Origin of the sequence: Myxococcus virescens (genome assembly GCF_900101905.1) — a bacterium.
GTDB lineage: Bacteria > Myxococcota > Myxococcia > Myxococcales > Myxococcaceae > Myxococcus > Myxococcus virescens.
This window is the reverse complement of the sequence record NZ_FNAJ01000001.1, coordinates 221,796-236,302: the sequence shown is the minus strand read 5'-3', so window position 1 is coordinate 236,302 and position 14,507 is coordinate 221,796. Positions and strand designations below refer to the sequence as shown.

The 14,507-nt window shown below is 67.5% G+C and carries 11 protein-coding genes and 6 tRNA genes; 5 read left to right on the top strand and 12 right to left on the bottom strand.

The window, feature by feature from the left end:
* Nucleotides 1-64: 64 nt before the first annotated feature.
* On the top strand, nucleotides 65-964 hold the full coding sequence (locus BLU09_RS00950; RefSeq protein ID WP_090484405.1) for a MaoC/PaaZ C-terminal domain-containing protein: 900 nt from the start codon (nucleotides 65-67) through the stop codon (nucleotides 962-964).
* Between the two features lie 29 nt (nucleotides 965-993).
* Here the strand turns inward: BLU09_RS00950 and BLU09_RS00945 are convergent, their stop codons facing one another.
* On the bottom strand, nucleotides 994-2,208 hold the full coding sequence (locus BLU09_RS00945; RefSeq protein ID WP_244171332.1) for a polysaccharide deacetylase family protein: 1,215 nt from the start codon (nucleotides 2,206-2,208) through the stop codon (nucleotides 994-996).
* 213 nt (nucleotides 2,209-2,421) lie between these two features.
* On the opposite strand from BLU09_RS00945, the gene BLU09_RS00940 reads away from it, so the two are divergent.
* Nucleotides 2,422-2,994, top strand: a complete 573-nt coding sequence (locus tag BLU09_RS00940) for a hypothetical protein (RefSeq protein WP_090484401.1) — start codon at nucleotides 2,422-2,424, stop codon at nucleotides 2,992-2,994.
* Nucleotides 2,995-3,009: 15 nt separating this feature from the next.
* On the opposite strand, the gene BLU09_RS00935 is transcribed toward BLU09_RS00940, so the two are convergent.
* The 10 genes from BLU09_RS00935 to BLU09_RS38630 all read right to left on the bottom strand — a co-directional run bounded on the left by BLU09_RS00935 (nucleotide 3,010) and on the right by BLU09_RS38630 (nucleotide 8,500).
* On the bottom strand, nucleotides 3,010-5,832 hold the full coding sequence (locus tag BLU09_RS00935; RefSeq protein ID WP_090484399.1) for an AAA family ATPase: 2,823 nt from the start codon (nucleotides 5,830-5,832) through the stop codon (nucleotides 3,010-3,012).
* A 117-nt stretch (nucleotides 5,833-5,949) separates the two neighbouring features.
* On the bottom strand, nucleotides 5,950-6,558 hold the full coding sequence (locus tag BLU09_RS00930; RefSeq protein WP_090484397.1) for a cytochrome C: 609 nt from the start codon (nucleotides 6,556-6,558) through the stop codon (nucleotides 5,950-5,952).
* Nucleotides 6,559-6,952: 394 nt separating this feature from the next.
* Entirely contained in the window at nucleotides 6,953-7,495 is a 543-nt protein-coding gene (locus BLU09_RS00925) for an HNH endonuclease (protein WP_090484395.1), read from the bottom strand.
* Between the two features lie 21 nt (nucleotides 7,496-7,516).
* Nucleotides 7,517-7,590: transfer RNA gene (locus BLU09_RS00920), tRNA-Leu, on the bottom strand.
* A gap of 10 nt (nucleotides 7,591-7,600) precedes the next feature.
* A tRNA-Ala gene (locus tag BLU09_RS00915) sits at nucleotides 7,601-7,671 on the bottom strand.
* Nucleotides 7,672-7,804: 133 nt separating this feature from the next.
* Nucleotides 7,805-7,880, bottom strand: a tRNA-Gln gene (locus BLU09_RS00910).
* A gap of 18 nt (nucleotides 7,881-7,898) precedes the next feature.
* Nucleotides 7,899-7,969, bottom strand: a tRNA-Lys gene (locus tag BLU09_RS00905).
* A gap of 76 nt (nucleotides 7,970-8,045) precedes the next feature.
* Nucleotides 8,046-8,116 (bottom strand) — tRNA-Ile (locus tag BLU09_RS00900).
* 44 nt (nucleotides 8,117-8,160) lie between these two features.
* Nucleotides 8,161-8,246: transfer RNA gene (locus tag BLU09_RS00895), tRNA-Tyr, on the bottom strand.
* Between the two features lie 95 nt (nucleotides 8,247-8,341).
* On the bottom strand, nucleotides 8,342-8,500 hold the full coding sequence (locus BLU09_RS38630) for a hypothetical protein (protein ID WP_167371004.1): 159 nt from the start codon (nucleotides 8,498-8,500) through the stop codon (nucleotides 8,342-8,344).
* A gap of 404 nt (nucleotides 8,501-8,904) precedes the next feature.
* Here BLU09_RS38630 and BLU09_RS39155 point away from each other — a divergent pair, with 404 nt between their 5' ends.
* The 3 genes from BLU09_RS39155 (at nucleotide 8,905) to BLU09_RS00880 (ending at nucleotide 12,153) form a co-directional block, all read left to right on the top strand.
* Nucleotides 8,905-9,186 (top strand): hypothetical protein, encoded by a 282-nt coding sequence (locus tag BLU09_RS39155; protein WP_244171331.1) that lies wholly within the window; start codon nucleotides 8,905-8,907, stop codon nucleotides 9,184-9,186.
* A gap of 349 nt (nucleotides 9,187-9,535) precedes the next feature.
* The gene (locus BLU09_RS00885) at nucleotides 9,536-10,300 is read left to right on the top strand and encodes a hypothetical protein (RefSeq protein WP_244171330.1); all 765 of its coding nucleotides are present in this window, start codon (nucleotides 9,536-9,538) and stop codon (nucleotides 10,298-10,300) included.
* A 374-nt stretch (nucleotides 10,301-10,674) separates the two neighbouring features.
* Nucleotides 10,675-12,153 (top strand): FAD-dependent monooxygenase, encoded by a 1,479-nt coding sequence (locus tag BLU09_RS00880; RefSeq protein ID WP_090484389.1) that lies wholly within the window; start codon nucleotides 10,675-10,677, stop codon nucleotides 12,151-12,153.
* 335 nt (nucleotides 12,154-12,488) lie between these two features.
* Here BLU09_RS00880 and BLU09_RS00875 read toward each other — a convergent pair whose 3' ends face one another.
* Nucleotides 12,489-14,429 carry an amidohydrolase gene (locus BLU09_RS00875; protein WP_090484387.1) on the bottom strand — a complete coding sequence of 647 codons (1,941 nt, stop codon included), beginning with the start codon at nucleotides 14,427-14,429 and terminating at the stop codon, nucleotides 12,489-12,491.
* Between the last annotated feature and the right edge of the window lie 78 nt (nucleotides 14,430-14,507).

Here is a 14,507-nt window from a genome sequence, read left to right as displayed (position 1 = left end):
TCACGCCGGGGGCCGCGCGTGCTGCCATGCGGTACGTCCGGCTGCGTCATCCTGGAGTCCCAACGTGTCCCACACTTCGCCCTCGCTCGAGCTCTCCCAGCCTCCGCTGCTCGCCAAGGAATTGCTGCGTGCCGCCGTGGCACGCCGGCCCTCGCGGCCCGGAGAGGTGCCCCGCCTGGATGTGCGGGTGAAAGGCTTCACCCCGGACGCCAGACAACTGGCCCGCTACCGGGAGGTGTGTGGGTTTCCCGAGGATGGCTACCTGCCGCTGCCTTTCCCTCAGGTGCTCGCGACGTCGCTGCACCTCACGCTGCTCAACCACCCGGCGTTCCCCTACCGGTTGCTGGGCATGGTGCACGTGCGCAATCACATCCAGCAGCATCACCGCCTCCACGCCGGGGCCCGGCTCTCCGTCCATGCCTGGGTCGAAGGCCAGCGTGAGGCACGGCAGGGGCGCGAGCTGGATTTGCACACCGTGGTGGAGTCGGACGGCGCGCAGGTGTGGAGCGCCGTCACCACCATGCTCCGCCGCCTGCCTGGAATGGGGGAGCGGCCACGTGAGGCGGGGCGTCCTCCCTCCACCGACGAGGCGCAGGTCTTCGCCAACAGTCGTCCGGCCAGCTGGTCCGTCCCGGAGAACGCGGGCCGCCGTTACGCCCGGGCCTCGGGCGACTACAACCCCATCCATCTGTATGGCTTCACGGCGCGCCCCTTCGGCTTTCCCCGCGCCATCGTCCATGGAATGTGGACCGTGGGCCGCTGCGTGGCGGAGATGGGCGAGGCCGCGGAGGCTCCCGCGCTCACCTTGTCCTCGGAGTTCCGCCGTCCGCTCCTGCTGCCTTCCCGGGTCATCTTCCAGACCGCCCCGCAGCCAGAGGGCGCCGTTGCCTACCGGGTGATGGCGGAGGACGGCCAGCTCCACTTGCTGGGCCGCCTGTCACCGGGCGCGTCGCCAGCGCGGTGACGATTCGCCCGGGCGCGGGACTGAGGACGTCACTGCGGCACGAGCACCACGTCATCCAGGTACAGCGCCGGCTGGTCCGTGCCGGAGTCGTCCTGGAAGTAGAGGTCCCGCAGCGTGCCCGTGGTGGCCCCGATGCTGGAGAGGGGAATCGTCACCTGTTGCCAGACTCCGGGAGCGATGGGCGCCCCCAGCGCGGTGTCCAGGCGGGTGGTGCCAAGCATCTGCGTGCCATCGTGGAGCACCAGCCGCACCGCCTGTCCTCCCGTGGTTCCGCCGTGGACCCAGAAGCGGATGGATTGATACTGCGCCAGGTCCAGCCCATGGTGGTGGAAGAGCAGGCCATTCCACGTGTCCGGCTCGAAGCGGATGGCGGCCGAGCCCGCATGGACCACCCCCGTCTCGTCGAGCGAGTGGTCCGCCCAGCTCCAGTTGGCGAAGCCGTTCTGCAGCGCGTCGGTGTAGATGAGCATGCCCGCGGTCAGGTCGGGTTCGGTGCGCCCCTCCGTCAGGGCCAGTCCTTCGGCCAGCGTCACGGTGCGCACGCCGCGCGTCTGCACGTAGTCGAGGAGGTCCGCGAAGTGGGACGTCTCGTACTGGGTGTCACGGGTCGGCGTGCCGTTGACGAACTCGTGGAAGACGAGGATGAGCCAGCTCTTCTCCGCGATGGCCTGGTCCACCCAGCCCTGGACGGTGCTGACTGGAACGGTGCGGGCCACGTCATTGGCGCGCAGTTCGTAGACGACGGTGTCGCGGAAGTTGCGGCCCGCGCTCACCGTCCGGCTGCTGGCGTAATGCTGGCGGATGAGGTCGAGCACCGGGCCGTTCTGCAGGCCATACGGCACCACGAAATTGGGGACGGCGGGCAGGCCCAGCGCGCTCTCCAGCCAGGCACGAGAGTCCTGGAGCTCGGCCGCGAGCTGCGTCGGGGACAGCGACGTCAGGTCCGGGTGGGTCAGCGTGTGGCTGGCGATGTCATTGCCCTCGGAGACGAGCGTCTGGGCTTGCGCCAGCGACATGTAGCCGCCCCAGCCTTCGTGGATGGCCAGGGTGACGAGACCATAGGTGGCGGGGATGCTCCGCGCGTTGAGCTCGGGGCGGGCCAGCGAGAACTGCGTGGCCCAGCCGTCGTCCAGGGTGATGGTGACCATCCCCTCGGTGAAGGGCGTCGCGGCGAACGCGGGGGGCGCCAGCGACAGGAGGAGCAGCGAGACGAACCTTCGAAACACCCCGTGTGGTCTGGACATGGATTTCCCCCACCGCGGCGAGTCAGTCCCGTGCGGCATGATGAATCCGATACCAGACGGAACGGACGCCAGGCAACCGGCCGGGCCCCCTGGGCAAGCGGCGTGGACCTGGCAGGTGCATCACGCCGACTCCAGGGGGAGGGAAGGGATTCGAATAGGGGTGCCCCGTGTTCGTCTGAGCCACTGTAGGCCCTTGGAAAAGGAACTCGCTGCATGAAGAAAGTCGCCGCGCTCGCATGTCTGTTGGCCTTGTTGGGAGCGATTCCCTCTCAGGCCGCCGAGCTGAAGGACGTATTCGGCCGTGAGGTCCCCGTCGGCAAGGGGCGGCCCACCCTGGTGCTGTACGCCAACCGGGGCTCTCGGGATGAGCTGCGCCAGCACGCCTACTCGTTCATCTACGACCTGCGCGAGGAGCGGCCCATTGTCCTGATTCACGTGGACCTGCGGGACGTCCCCGGCCTCTTCAAGGGCATGGCGCGGGGCGAAATCAAGAAGAGCCACCGCGAGTCCATCGAGCACATGCGGAACATCTTCCGTCAGCACGGCGAGGCGCCGCCTCCCGAGCTGGAGTCGTCGCTCTTCATGGTGGCGGACGCCAAGGGCGAGCCGCACCAGGCCATGGGGCTGAAGAAGGGGTTCGGCCAGGTCGTCGCCAAGGTGCTGAGCCCGTCGGGGCGGGAGCTGGCACGGGGCCCCTTCCCCGAGAGCGCCCGCAAGCTCGGCCAGACGATGGCCTCGGCCTCGGAGGGCCTTTCGACGCTCCGAGTCGTGGACATGTCCCGCTGACGCCCCGCGCCCCGCTCAGCTGCCGGGTGCTTGGGGCTCGGTGGGGGGCCGTGTAATCCACGCGGCGATGAAGACGTCCAGCTCGCCGCGCAGGACGTCCTTCACGCGCGGAGTGCCGGCGCCCGTGCGCGGGTCCTCCACCCGGGCGCCCCGTCCCAGGTAGTAACGCCGTGCCTCGTCTGTGTTGCTGCCCTGGCCGTAGACGACACGCGCGGCGATGTCCTTCAGTTCATCGAGCTCCGTGGCGCCAGTGAGCGTGAGCACGCGTCCGGAGGACTCGTCCTTCACCGTCACTTCGGTGCGGACGCGCTGGAGGTAGGCGCCCTCGTGGCTCTTCATGGGCCGGCCCTGGACCTCCAGGTAGGCCAGCTCCTCCTCGGAGATCGAGCCGCCGCGGTGGACGCGCACGTAGGCGCGCTGGCGCTTCTCGTCCTCCAGCCGCCGGTGCATGCCCGCTTCGCCCGCGAGGAAGCCATAGGCTCCCGGGCCGGCGATTCGTACGACGACGCGCGAGGGCTCCTCCGCCTCGGCGACTGCGACCGCCTCGTAGCCGCGCCGCTGGGCCCAGCCCAGGTACATGGTGGCCAGCTCCTGCACCCAGGTCGCCTGGGCCTCCGCTGAGTCACTGGCGCAGATGTCCACCAGGGCCTCGGTGTCCTGGGTGGTGGCTCCGGAGGCGTGCAGGGCCTCCGCCATCTGGACCTCGCGCGCCACGTCCTCCACCTGCCGTGCCGCAGAGCCGAGCTGCACCTCGTTCTTCGCCTCCCGCACCAGCCGCCGCGCGAACAGGCCCGCGGCCTCCAGCCGCTCCAGTTCGTTGAGTTGCGCCTCCACGGTGCGGAAGGCGCGGATGACCTCGGCGGCACGCGTGGGGTCATCCCAGAGGTTGGGCGCCTGCGTCTCCGCCAGCAGCTCCGCGCGGCGCTGCTCCAACTGCGGCCGGCCGGCGGAGTCCGCCAGGGCGCGCGCCTTGCCCACCAGGCGGTCCATCTCGAACAGGAGTGACTTACGGTCCAGCCGCCGCTTCACCGGCGCCGCGCGAGCGGATGGCAGCAGCAGCTGCGCGGTGGGGGAGGGCGGCGGCGCGGCGGGCTCCGCCACGGCGGTGACTCGGCCGCCCAGGCGGGTCTCGACGCGGACGGGCGTGCCCGGAGGCAGCGGCCTGCGCGCAATCTCCACGGCCAGCGCCGCGGTGAGTGTCTTCTCGATTTCACGCTGCAGGTAGCGCGCGCCGAACTGGGGCGAGTAACCCCGCTCCACGAGCAGGTCCACCACCGCGGGCGTCACCTCCACGTCCAGGGCGCGCGCGCGGATGCCCTCGCGCTCCAGCACGCGGCCGACCTCGCGCTGCGCAATCTTCCGGATGTCCACCTTTGACAGGGGCCGGAAGTGGCAGATGGCGTCGAAGCGGTTGAGGAACTCCGGACGGAACGCCTCTCCGATGCGCCGGTCCACCTCGGGGACCATCTCCTCCGCGCGGCGCGCGCCCGTGAAGCCCATGCCGGACTCGCGATACACCTCCGCGCCCACGTTGGACGTGGCGACGATGAGCGTGTTGTTGCACGACACCGTCTCGCCGGCCCCGTTGACGAAGGTGCCCTCGTCGAAGAGCTGGAGGAAGCGGTCGTGGACGCTGCGCGCCGCCTTCTCGAACTCGTCGAGCAGCAGCACGGTGAACACCTTGCCGTCCAGCAGCGCGCTCAGCTCTCCCCGCCGTGTCTCCAGTGCCGGGGCCCAGGTGGCGCCGAAGGGGACGCTCTCGTCACCGTCGTTGGGGTAGTCCGCCATGTTGAGGCGCACCAGCCTGTCCGCCGAGCCGAACAGGTACTCCGCCAGCAGCTTGGCCAGCTGCGTCTTTCCCACGCCCGTGGGACCCGCGAAGAGGAACACGCCCAGGGGGCGGCGCGGATCGTTGAGGCCGGCCTTGAGCAGCGCCACCGAGCGCAATACCGCGCCCACCGCGTCCGTCTGTCCCAGCAGCCGCTCGCCGAAGAAGCGCTCTGTCTCATCGAGGTCCAACGGCATCGCGTCGTCGACGACGAAGCGAGGCAGCCGCGTGGCCGCGCAGAAGCGGGTGAGTACGTCCTCGGGACCCACATGGTCCTTGGCCGCGCTCGCCGCCTCCGCGGCTGTCTCCTTCAGCAGCTCGATGGCCTTGCGCGGCATGCGCTGCGCGAGCAGGAACTTGGACGAAAGGCGCAGCGCCAGGTCGCACGCCGCCGGGTCGATGGGCAGCCGCAGCTCGCGCTCCAGCTCCTCCGCCACGCGGCCCAACACCCAGCGGGCCTTCTCCGTCGGAGGCTCGTGTAGGGGCAGCAGGTGGAGCCGCTCGGCCAGCGCCTCGTCGGAGCGAAGCAGCTCCTGCACGCGCTTGGGCTCTGTCTCGAAGATGAAGCGCAGGCCTCCGGTGCGCAGTCCGCGCACGGCGACGGGCGCCAGCGGGCCACCGAGGGCCGCGGGCAGGTCCCGGATGTAGACGATGGGGCAGGGGTGCCGGGAGAGGTACGCCAGCAGCTCCTCGAAGCTCTCCGCCGCCTGGCGCTGGGTACTGCGCGCCAGGATGTTGGCGACGGACACCTCCACCACTCGTGCGTTCGCCAGCTCGGCGTCCACGCGGCCTTCGGCGATGCGCCGGGCCACCTCCTGCACCAGGGCGCTCTTTCCCACGCCGGGCTCACCAGCCAGCAGGGGATGCTTGCCGCCCCGCGTGAGCAGGCCCAGCACCTCCGTCACGGCAGCGTCCACACCGTGTGCAGCCGGTAGCTTTCCCTCCCGCGCCAGCGCGGTGAGGTCGCGGTCGATGAGCCGCTCCTGGTCCTCGCTTTTCCTCGTCGCCATGTCTCGTCTGCCGCCCCCTCGCCGGGAGCGCACTCTAACCCCCTTGAACCGTGGGGGTGAGCGCGCAATCCCGGACAAATGCGTGCCCCGACGGGGACGCGGCCGTGACGGTCCCGCTCAAGGGGCTGGCGGCGGGGCCATTCCTGGCTGGGCCGGGGGGATGGCCCGGAGATATTCGTAGAGGGCTTTCAGGTCCTGGTCGCGCATCTTCGCGTAGATGGGCCAGGGCATCACCGGGATGATGGCGCCGTGTTCACGGCCTGTCCGCATCAACGCCAGGAACGCCTCGAAGGTCATGCCGCCTGGGAGGCCCTGCGCATCCGGGGTGATGTTGGAGGAGACGAGGCCTGGACCGAACGGCTTTCCTCCCGCGAGGAAGTTCGTGGTGTTGATCTGCTCGGGTTCGCCCTGATGCGGGTCGCCTCCAGGGAGATAGCCCGGCTGGGTGTGACAGTCGCTACAGGCGGCCTGGGCATTGAGGATGTAGCTCCCCAATCCCACCAGGTTCCGGTCCAGGCCTTCCAGCTTCAACGGCACGGGCGAGATTCGAAGCCCGATGTCGATGCGCTCCTGGTCCTCGGCGCCCACGGGAGTCTGGGCCTGCTCTCCTCCGGGAGGCTCCTTCTTGGCGGAGTCATCCGACCCGCAGCCAACGCCGACACCTCCCGCGACGCCCAGGAGGACCCAGCCCGCCGTCACCCACCGTCCCATCCGCGCATGCATCATGTGTCCGTCCCCTCGTTTGGCCGGTGGCCCCGGTGGCGGGAGCGTAGGGACGCCTGGGGGCACGGCCATGCTGCGTGCGGGTGTCGCATCACGTCACGCTGCGGACAGTCTCGTGTGGCCCGAGGACGGGCGGGGCATGCATAGCGGAAGCCGGAGGACTCGAACCTCGGGCCGAAGAGCGGCTCGCACCCGTTAGCAGCGGGGCCTGGCGCCATCGCCAGTTCAGCTTCCCGAAAAACCGCCAGCAGCGACATCCCGCCTGCTGGCGCGCGGGGCGGCTGTCGGGGTGGGAGCCGCCTCTGGCGGACTCCCGGACCTCCGAGTGCATCCACCGCCGGGGCGGAACACTCAGGAGGCGGAAGCCACCTCGGGTGGCTCCCCTTTCCCCACGGCCTTACTCCTGCAATTCCACGTGCCAGTAGGCGACGTCCCTGAGGAACTTCGCCCAGGACATGGGCATGCCCTTCTCGAACAGGAACGTCAGGTGCATCGCCTCGGGCACCTTCTTCGGCTTCATGGGCGCCGTGCGCAGGGCCATGCGGGCCTGCTCCGGCGTCCGGTTGCCCTTCTTCTGATTGCAGGGCACGCACGCGATGACGATGTTCTCCCAGCTCGTCTTGCCACCCTGCGCGCGCGGCAGGACGTGGTCATACGTGGCCTCCGGGCGCGTCACCTTGATGCCGCAGTACTGGCAGCGGCAGTGGTCCCGCAGGTAGACGTTCTCCCGGCTGAACTTCACGCCCTTGGGCCGTCGGCGCAGACCTCGGATGAAGCGGATGACGGAGGGCATGCGAATCTCCACTGTCACCGAGCGCACGACGCGGTCCTCGTACTCCTCGACCACCTCGACCTTGCCCTGGAAGATGAGCATCACCGCGCGTTGCCAGGGAACACGTGCGACAGGTTCGAAAGACTGACTCAGGACCAGCGTCTCCATGACACGATGCCTCGTGGGTTATGCCGGAAGCGGGAGTCGAACCCGCACCCTCCAGGCTCTCGACCTGGTGCCTCTGCCAATTGGGCTACTCCGGCGTTGGTGAAGTGGATTCGCCGGGATTCGAACCCGGATCCCTCGGGTGCAAGCCGAGTGCTCTCCCCTTGAGCTACGTACCCATGTGCTGCGAAAGCAGGCCGCCAGGGAATCGAACCCTGCATGCGCGGATTTGGAGTCCAAGCTGCTCCCAAAGCGCGGCCTATGACGAACGACTCCCCCAGGAGAGCGCAAACGCTCAGAGGGGTGGAAAGGTGGAACCGGAGGCAGGCTTTGCACCTGCACCTGCGGAGTCAGAGTCCGCCATCCTTGCTGGTTAGACGACTCCGGTATGTGTTGCTGCTTCAGATACCTCCGGAGGGATTCGAACCCTCGCCGTCCGCTTAAGAGGCAGATGCTCTACCAATGAGCTACGGAGGTGTGTTGTGTGCCGCCCCAGGAACGAGCAGACGGCATGCATTCATCACGACGATTCAATTGTCAGATAGCCTGTCTGTCGGGGTACTCGGACTCGAACCGAGATTTCTCGCGTATCAGACGAGTGCCCTACCCTTGAGCGATACCCCGTGAGGTGTGTGCGACTGGGCGTGGCGGGCCACGCTCGTGCTGCATGGGGACGCTGGGAGTTGAACCCAGCGGGCCCTGTCGGGCTCGGGCTCTACAGGCCCGCGCGTCTCCCCTAACGCTCTACGTCCCCGGAGGAGCGGGGGCCCTGAAAGCCGAGAGGCCGGGTCCCCTGGATGGGAGCCCGGCCTCTGCGTGGCTTGGCGCGCCGGTGACGGAGCGCGAGCTTCAGCAGGGGACGGGCGGATGGCCGCCAATCCGGTCAAATCCCACGATGCACTTCGAATCGAAGCTCACAAGGGCGCTGGAGGCGGCGTCGAGCTGGAACCAGAGGTTGTTGCGATAGCTGCGCTTCATCGGGTTCGTCTGCATCGTCAACGTCGTCATGGTCGCCGCTCCTTTCGAGGAGACCTTACGGCCGGTGATTTTCGTTCCTGACAAGGCTCGATGGAATGGAGTGTCGCATGGGGCTTGCGATATCGCCCGGCGCGCCTTCATGCTGCCGATGCAGAACCCCCATTGTCGGTTCTCAACCAGAAAGGTCGCCCTCCATGCGTGGTGCATTTGGCAAATCCTCGTGGGCCGGAGGTGTCGTCTTGTTGGCGGGTGCGCTCGCCTCGTGCACGGAGCAGGCGCCGCCGACATCAATGAACCTTCGAGAACTGAACATTGTGGACGCGCAAGGACAGACGCGTGTCCGCATCGGGGCCCCCCTCCCGGGGCCACGTGCCGCGCCTGGTTATGGGCTTCAGTTCCTGGACCCGTCGGGCCAGGAGATGGGAGGGATTGGAATGCTGGACGAGCGAGGCTTCCACGGACTGTGCTTCGACAGCGCGGAGGGCTATGAGGCCGTGTGTGTCTCAACCATCCACGGGAGGCCCTCGATTCAACTTCGCTCGAACGATGGGAACTCCCCTCAAGAGCGCATCACCCTCGGTGTCAACGAGAGGGGTGTCGCGACCGTGGAGATCCGTGACGCCGATGGCAAGACGCAAATCCGATTGGCGGTCGGAAAGGACGGTCAAACGCGCATCGAGGGTGTCAGCCCGCCCCTGACAAGCCAGGAGCCCTAGATTCCGCGCTGACGGCCCCCGTGCCGGTCAAGTCCCGAGTCGTGTGGAGTCGGTGAAGAGGGGCGATCAGGAAAGAGGGAAGCTTCTCGGTGAATCCGTCCGAGAAGGTCCTCTCCAGCAGCCCCGCTGAATCCAATCCCGGCGTGCGCTCCTTTGTCGACTCGGGCGGGCGGACGTGGACGCTCGGAAAGACATTCGCGGGGGGAATCAGCGCTGAACGAGCGACTCCTCACTCGCGAGGTCCCTCTGTCCGTGCCGCCTCGAGGCGTTTCTCCACCTGGGACTGCGACTCTCGTGCGCATGCCGTGTTATTCGGCTCGGCTCAAGACCTTCGGACACGGAGCGAGTCATGCGAAGCCTCATTCTCTGGACCCTGCTGTTGTTCTCCACGACGGCCCTGGCAGCCGAGACACGACTGGTCGTGAGGGCTCTCGCTCGGGACGGCAAGTTCGTCGGGACGTCCATGGGAGGCGTGCGGGTGGTGCTCCGGGATGCGCAGTCCGGCCAGGTGCTGGCCAGCGGCGTCACAGCCGGCTCGACAGGCAACACCCAGACGCTGATGAAGCAGCCGCAAGTGCGGGGGGCGCCGCTCGCGGATGAGTCATCCGCGAAGTTCACGGCCACCCTGGACCTCACCGAGCCGCGGCTGGTGACCGTGGAGGTGTCCGGGCCCCTCGCGCAGCGGCAGGCACTCGCCACCAGCACGACCCAACTCTGGATGCTGCCCGGCAAGCACCTCGAGGGCGATGGCCTCATCCTGGAGCTGCCCGGCTTCGTGATGAACGTGGTGACCCCGTCAGCTCACGAGTTCTTCAAGCTCCCGGCCGACAAGAAGCTCACCCTTCCTCTTCGCGCCAACCTCACGCTCATGTGTGGCTGCCCTACCGAGCCCAAGGGGCTCTGGGACTCCAATCGGTATGAACTGCAGGCCACGGTGAAGCACAACGGGAAGCCGCTCACCCAACTCCCCCTGAAGTACGCCGGGAAGACCAGCACCTTCGAGGCCGCGCTGTCCGTTCAGCAGCAGGGTATCTACGAAGTCACCGTGACTGCATACGACCCCATCACCGGCAACACCGGAGTGGACTACACCACGTTCATCGTCGAGCCGTGACAGAGGCGCTTCCGAGTAGCCCGAGCGTCAGCAGGACTGGCGGGAGGGCTGGGGAGGCCTTCCGGCACTTCGGTGGTGTGTCGCGCGTCGTGCTCGGCGACGACGCCCGCGCGCTCGTCGAGGACCGCACCGGCTTTCTGCTCGAGCTGAAGGAGTAGGGAGCGCGGCCGAGAGGTGAGAGCACATCTGGCCTCGCCACGCGCGGGAGCAGGCGTCCACGCTTTCCGGGGCCGAGACGGGCCGTTGGAGCAGCCATGGCAGCCCTCTCCGTTCTCTCCACTGCCAGCAAATGCCAGACCCCGGGTATTGCCGCAAGCCCCCCCGGTCGTGCTCCACCATCGCCCGTTTCGATCCAGGAACGGGAGGGCCGAGAAATGCACGCGGACGTGGTGACACAGCACGCAGTGGTGATTGCTGGAGGGGGCCCGACCGGGCTGATGCTGGCGGCGGAGCTGGCGTTGGCGCAGGTGGACGTTGCCATCGTCGAGCGGCGCGCCAGTCAGGAGGTCGCCGGCTCTCGAGCGCGCGGCCTGCACGCGCGCAGCCTGGAGGTGCTCGATCAACGAGGGGTCGTCGAGCGCTTCACCTCGCAAGGGCAAGCGGTCCAGAATGTTGCGTTCGGGCAGGCGCATTTGGACCTCAGCGACTTCCCGACGCGTCACAACCATGGGCTCGCGCTCTTACAGGAGCGCTTCGAGCGCATCCTGGCGGAGTGGGTGGGTGAACTGGCGGTGCCCATCTACCGTGGGTGCGAGGTGACGGGCTTCGCGCAGGACGACACCGGTATCGACGTCGCGCTGTCCGACGGCCGTGTGTTGCGGGCGAAGTACCTCGTCGGGTGCGACGGGGGGCGCAGCCTCGTCCGCAAGGCGGCAGGCATCGAGTTCCCGGGGTGGGACGCGTCGATCAGCTACCTCATCGCCGAGGTCGAAATGACCGGAGCGCCGGCGTTCGGCATCCGCCGGGACGAGAAGGGCACCTACGCCATGGGCAAGCTGGAGGACGGACGCGTGGGCGTCGTGTTGAGAGAGGAGCGGGTCGGCACGGGCGACGCGCCGACCTTCGAGGGGCTGCGCGAGGGGCTCGTCGCGCTCTACGGGACGGACTACGGCCTGCGCAGCGCCACGCACCTCTCGAGGTTCACCGACATGACGCGGCAGGCGGCGTCCTACCGGGACCGGCGGGTGCTCCTGGCCGGCGACGCGGCCCACGTGCACTCTCCGATGGGCGGACAGGGGCTCAACCTCGGTGTGCAGGATGCCGTGAACCTGGGGTGGAAGCTGGCCCAGGTCGTGCGTGGCGTCTCGCCGGAGAGTCTGCTCGACACGTACCAGGCCGAGCGGCACCCCGTCGCGGCCCGTGCGCTGCGGAAGACCATGGCGCAGACCGCGCTGAGCCGCGGTGACGCGCGGATGGACGCCGTGCGCGAGACGCTGGCTGAGCTGCTGCGGATGGACGGGCCACGCAAGCAGTACGCGGCGATGATGTCGGGGCTGGATGTCCACTACGATCTGGGCAACGGACACCCGCTGCTCGGGCGCCGCATGCCGGACCTCGACCTGGTCACCGCCGACGGCCCGCGGCGCGTGTTCCACCTGTTGCACGACGCGCGGCCGGTGCTGCTCAACCTGAGCGAGCCCGGCACGCTCGACATCACGCCCTGGGTGGACCGGGTTCGGACGGTGGCTGCTCGCTACACGGGGGCGTGGGAGCTCCCGGCGCTCGGCGCGGTCACGGCGCCCGCTGCGGTGCTGATTCGACCGGACGGACACGTTGCGTGGGTCGGGGAGGGCACGGACCAGGGGCTGCGTGAGGCCCTGACCCGATGGTTCGGGCCGCCGCGTGCGACGTAACGCGTTTCGCTTACCTCCTGGGAGACACAGAGCGGGCGCAGATAGTCCCGGGAGAGGCATTGGCTCCGTAGGCCAGTACCGGAAGACCTCCCGGGTCCGTATTGCGGTGGCATAGGGGGCAGCCGTGCGTGCCGCTTGACAAGGCCTGGCGGAGGCCGACCTCCCGAGGGGCCCCGGCAGCACCTGTAAACCACTCTCGGTGACCATGTCCGATTTGACGGGGGCAACTCCAATCGCCCACGACCTGGGGGCCACGAACCTCGCGCAACTGCACAGTTTCATCTCCGAGGAGGTGTCCCCGACCGGCAGACAGACCGGCCGGGGACCCAGCAGACTCAGTCCTTCGCAGCGTAGAGCCGAACGCCGCCCTTCCACGTCGACAGCACCTTGATGTCGCGCATCTGCTGGTAGATGGCCTGAACGGGCGGCAGCTCCTGCTCCGTCCTCGCCACATCGTGGCCATGGCCCCGTGCGGGCAGCTTCTTCCCCATGCTCAATGGGTCCTGCTGCAGGACCACGAAGTCGGCGAGGTGGCCAGGCTTCAGCGACCCGACCCAGTTTTCGGCCCGGCAATGCCAGGCCGCGTCATAGGTGACGGCGCGCAAAGCCTGCTCCGGCGTCAGGCGTTCGTCCTCGTTCAGGACGCCCTTGTCCGGATCGGCTTCCATGATCCGGGTAATCGCCTGCTCCATCTGCCGCAGCGGCCCGAGCGGGCTGACGCTGTAGTCGCAGTGAAAGGTGATGCGCAGACCTCGGTCCAGCGCCGACTTGCACAAGTCGAGGGTGCGGGCCTTGTCTTTCTCGAAGATCGCCTTGTCGAAGGCATAGCCCCAGTAGCCGACGTGACCGATGAGGAAGCTGGGAGAGATGCCCCATGTAGACATGGTATTCAACTGCTCGGGGCTGAGCAGCGAGCAATGTTCAATCCGGTCGCAGCGGTCGGCTCGTTGCTCCGGCGACAGGGACTTCAGCGCGTTGACATAGGCCTGCGTCGTGAACTCAATGGCCTTGTCTCCGTTGGCATGGATCATCAGCGACCAGTTCTTGTTGACTGCCTTCTGCACCAGATCCGCGAATTCCGGGGGCATGGTGTCCGGCTGCGAGGCCGCTACATTGGGGAAGTTGAAGTTGCCGCGGTTCTTCGCCGGGTCGCAGCGGTATTCCGCGTTCTGGTATCCGGTCAGTCCCTGGTTCGACCCGTCGGAAACCACCTTGAGGTGCCCGATGTAGAGGTCCTCGTAAGCGGCCACGGGCTTGTACGGCTTCAGGTCATCCCCGATATCCTCCGGCGTCAGGATCACCTTTGCCCCGCCAATGCGGACATGCGACTTGTAGACCTTCAGGTACGCCTTCAATACCTTGAGTTGGACTTGGTTCAGACCCGCGTCATAGAGCATGGTCACGCCCCGCTTCGCGGCCGTTTCGAACAGTCGCGCCAGGTTCAGCACGGCTTGCGCCGTTATTCCCAACATTTGGCGCCGGGGAATGGCGGCCAGAGCCGGCTGCATCTCCGGAATCTCCTGAAGTTGGCCCTTGTTGGAGTCCTTGTAATCCTCGAACGTGTCGAACTTCTTCTGCAAGTCCGTGCTGTTTTCGTAGGTGAGCTTCAGGGCCGCCGTGTTCAGGTAGGCGGTGTGCATCGACGCGCTCAGGAGCAAGACCGGCTTGTTGGGGACATGCCGGTCGAGAAAGTCGGCATCGATTGTCACCAGTTTGTTCAGCTCGCCCGGCGGGTTCACCGTGAACGGCATGAGCGCTGGATCGACCTCGCGCCCCAGGACCCAGTCATCGGACCTGTGGTGGGAGTCCGCCTCGGCCTTGAGCTGTTCTGACAGCCAATTCTCATTGTAGCCGGACCGCAGGAACTGCCCCTCGAAGGCCCCTATGTCGGGGAAGCCCGCCATCATCGCCGACGCCACAATGTGCACGTGCGGTTCGATCAGCCCGGGCAATAGGGTCTCGGTGGCTTTCAGTTCGTGCGTATTGAACGAGATGCCAAGTTTCTGCATCTCCGCTTCCACCGCCGCGCGCTTGCCGGCGGCGACGACCTGGCCCTGATGGATGCCAATGGCCTCCACCACCTCCGTCGAGCCGTTGATCATCGGGCGGATGATGCCCCCGTAGATGAGCAGGCTTTCCGGAGCCTCCGGCCCACGCGCGGCATGCTCTTCAGGCACGCGGCTGAACGCATCGGTGGTCAACAACTCTTCGCCAAGAGTATCCATCAAGGGATTGTTGCAACCACAATGGGTGCAGGTCGGATGGGAGTGGTGCATGGTTTACGCCTCGTGGCTATGGGTGAATTTCGAACTGCGCCGCTGCGTGCTGAGGCACCTCGGTCAAAGGCAATTGCA

What these genes read in the sequence shown, in the direction of transcription:
- BLU09_RS00945 (WP_244171332.1), bottom strand. Translation starts at nt 2,208, where the DNA reads ATGTCCAGACCACACGGGGTGTTTCGAAGGTTCGTCTCGCTGCTCCTC.
- BLU09_RS00940 (WP_090484401.1), top strand. Translation starts at nt 2,422, where the DNA reads ATGAAGAAAGTCGCCGCGCTCGCATGTCTGTTGGCCTTGTTGGGAGCG.
- BLU09_RS00935 (WP_090484399.1), bottom strand. Translation starts at nt 5,832, where the DNA reads ATGGCGACGAGGAAAAGCGAGGACCAGGAGCGGCTCATCGACCGCGAC.
- BLU09_RS00930 (WP_090484397.1), bottom strand. Translation starts at nt 6,558, where the DNA reads ATGATGCATGCGCGGATGGGACGGTGGGTGACGGCGGGCTGGGTCCTC.
- BLU09_RS00925 (WP_090484395.1), bottom strand. Translation starts at nt 7,495, where the DNA reads ATGGAGACGCTGGTCCTGAGTCAGTCTTTCGAACCTGTCGCACGTGTT.
- BLU09_RS38630 (WP_167371004.1), bottom strand. Translation starts at nt 8,500, where the DNA reads ATGACGACGTTGACGATGCAGACGAACCCGATGAAGCGCAGCTATCGC.
- BLU09_RS39155 (WP_244171331.1), top strand. Translation starts at nt 8,905, where the DNA reads ATGCTGGACGAGCGAGGCTTCCACGGACTGTGCTTCGACAGCGCGGAG.
- BLU09_RS00885 (WP_244171330.1), top strand. Translation starts at nt 9,536, where the DNA reads ATGCGAAGCCTCATTCTCTGGACCCTGCTGTTGTTCTCCACGACGGCC.
- BLU09_RS00880 (WP_090484389.1), top strand. Translation starts at nt 10,675, where the DNA reads ATGCACGCGGACGTGGTGACACAGCACGCAGTGGTGATTGCTGGAGGG.
- BLU09_RS00875 (WP_090484387.1), bottom strand. Translation starts at nt 14,429, where the DNA reads ATGCACCACTCCCATCCGACCTGCACCCATTGTGGTTGCAACAATCCC.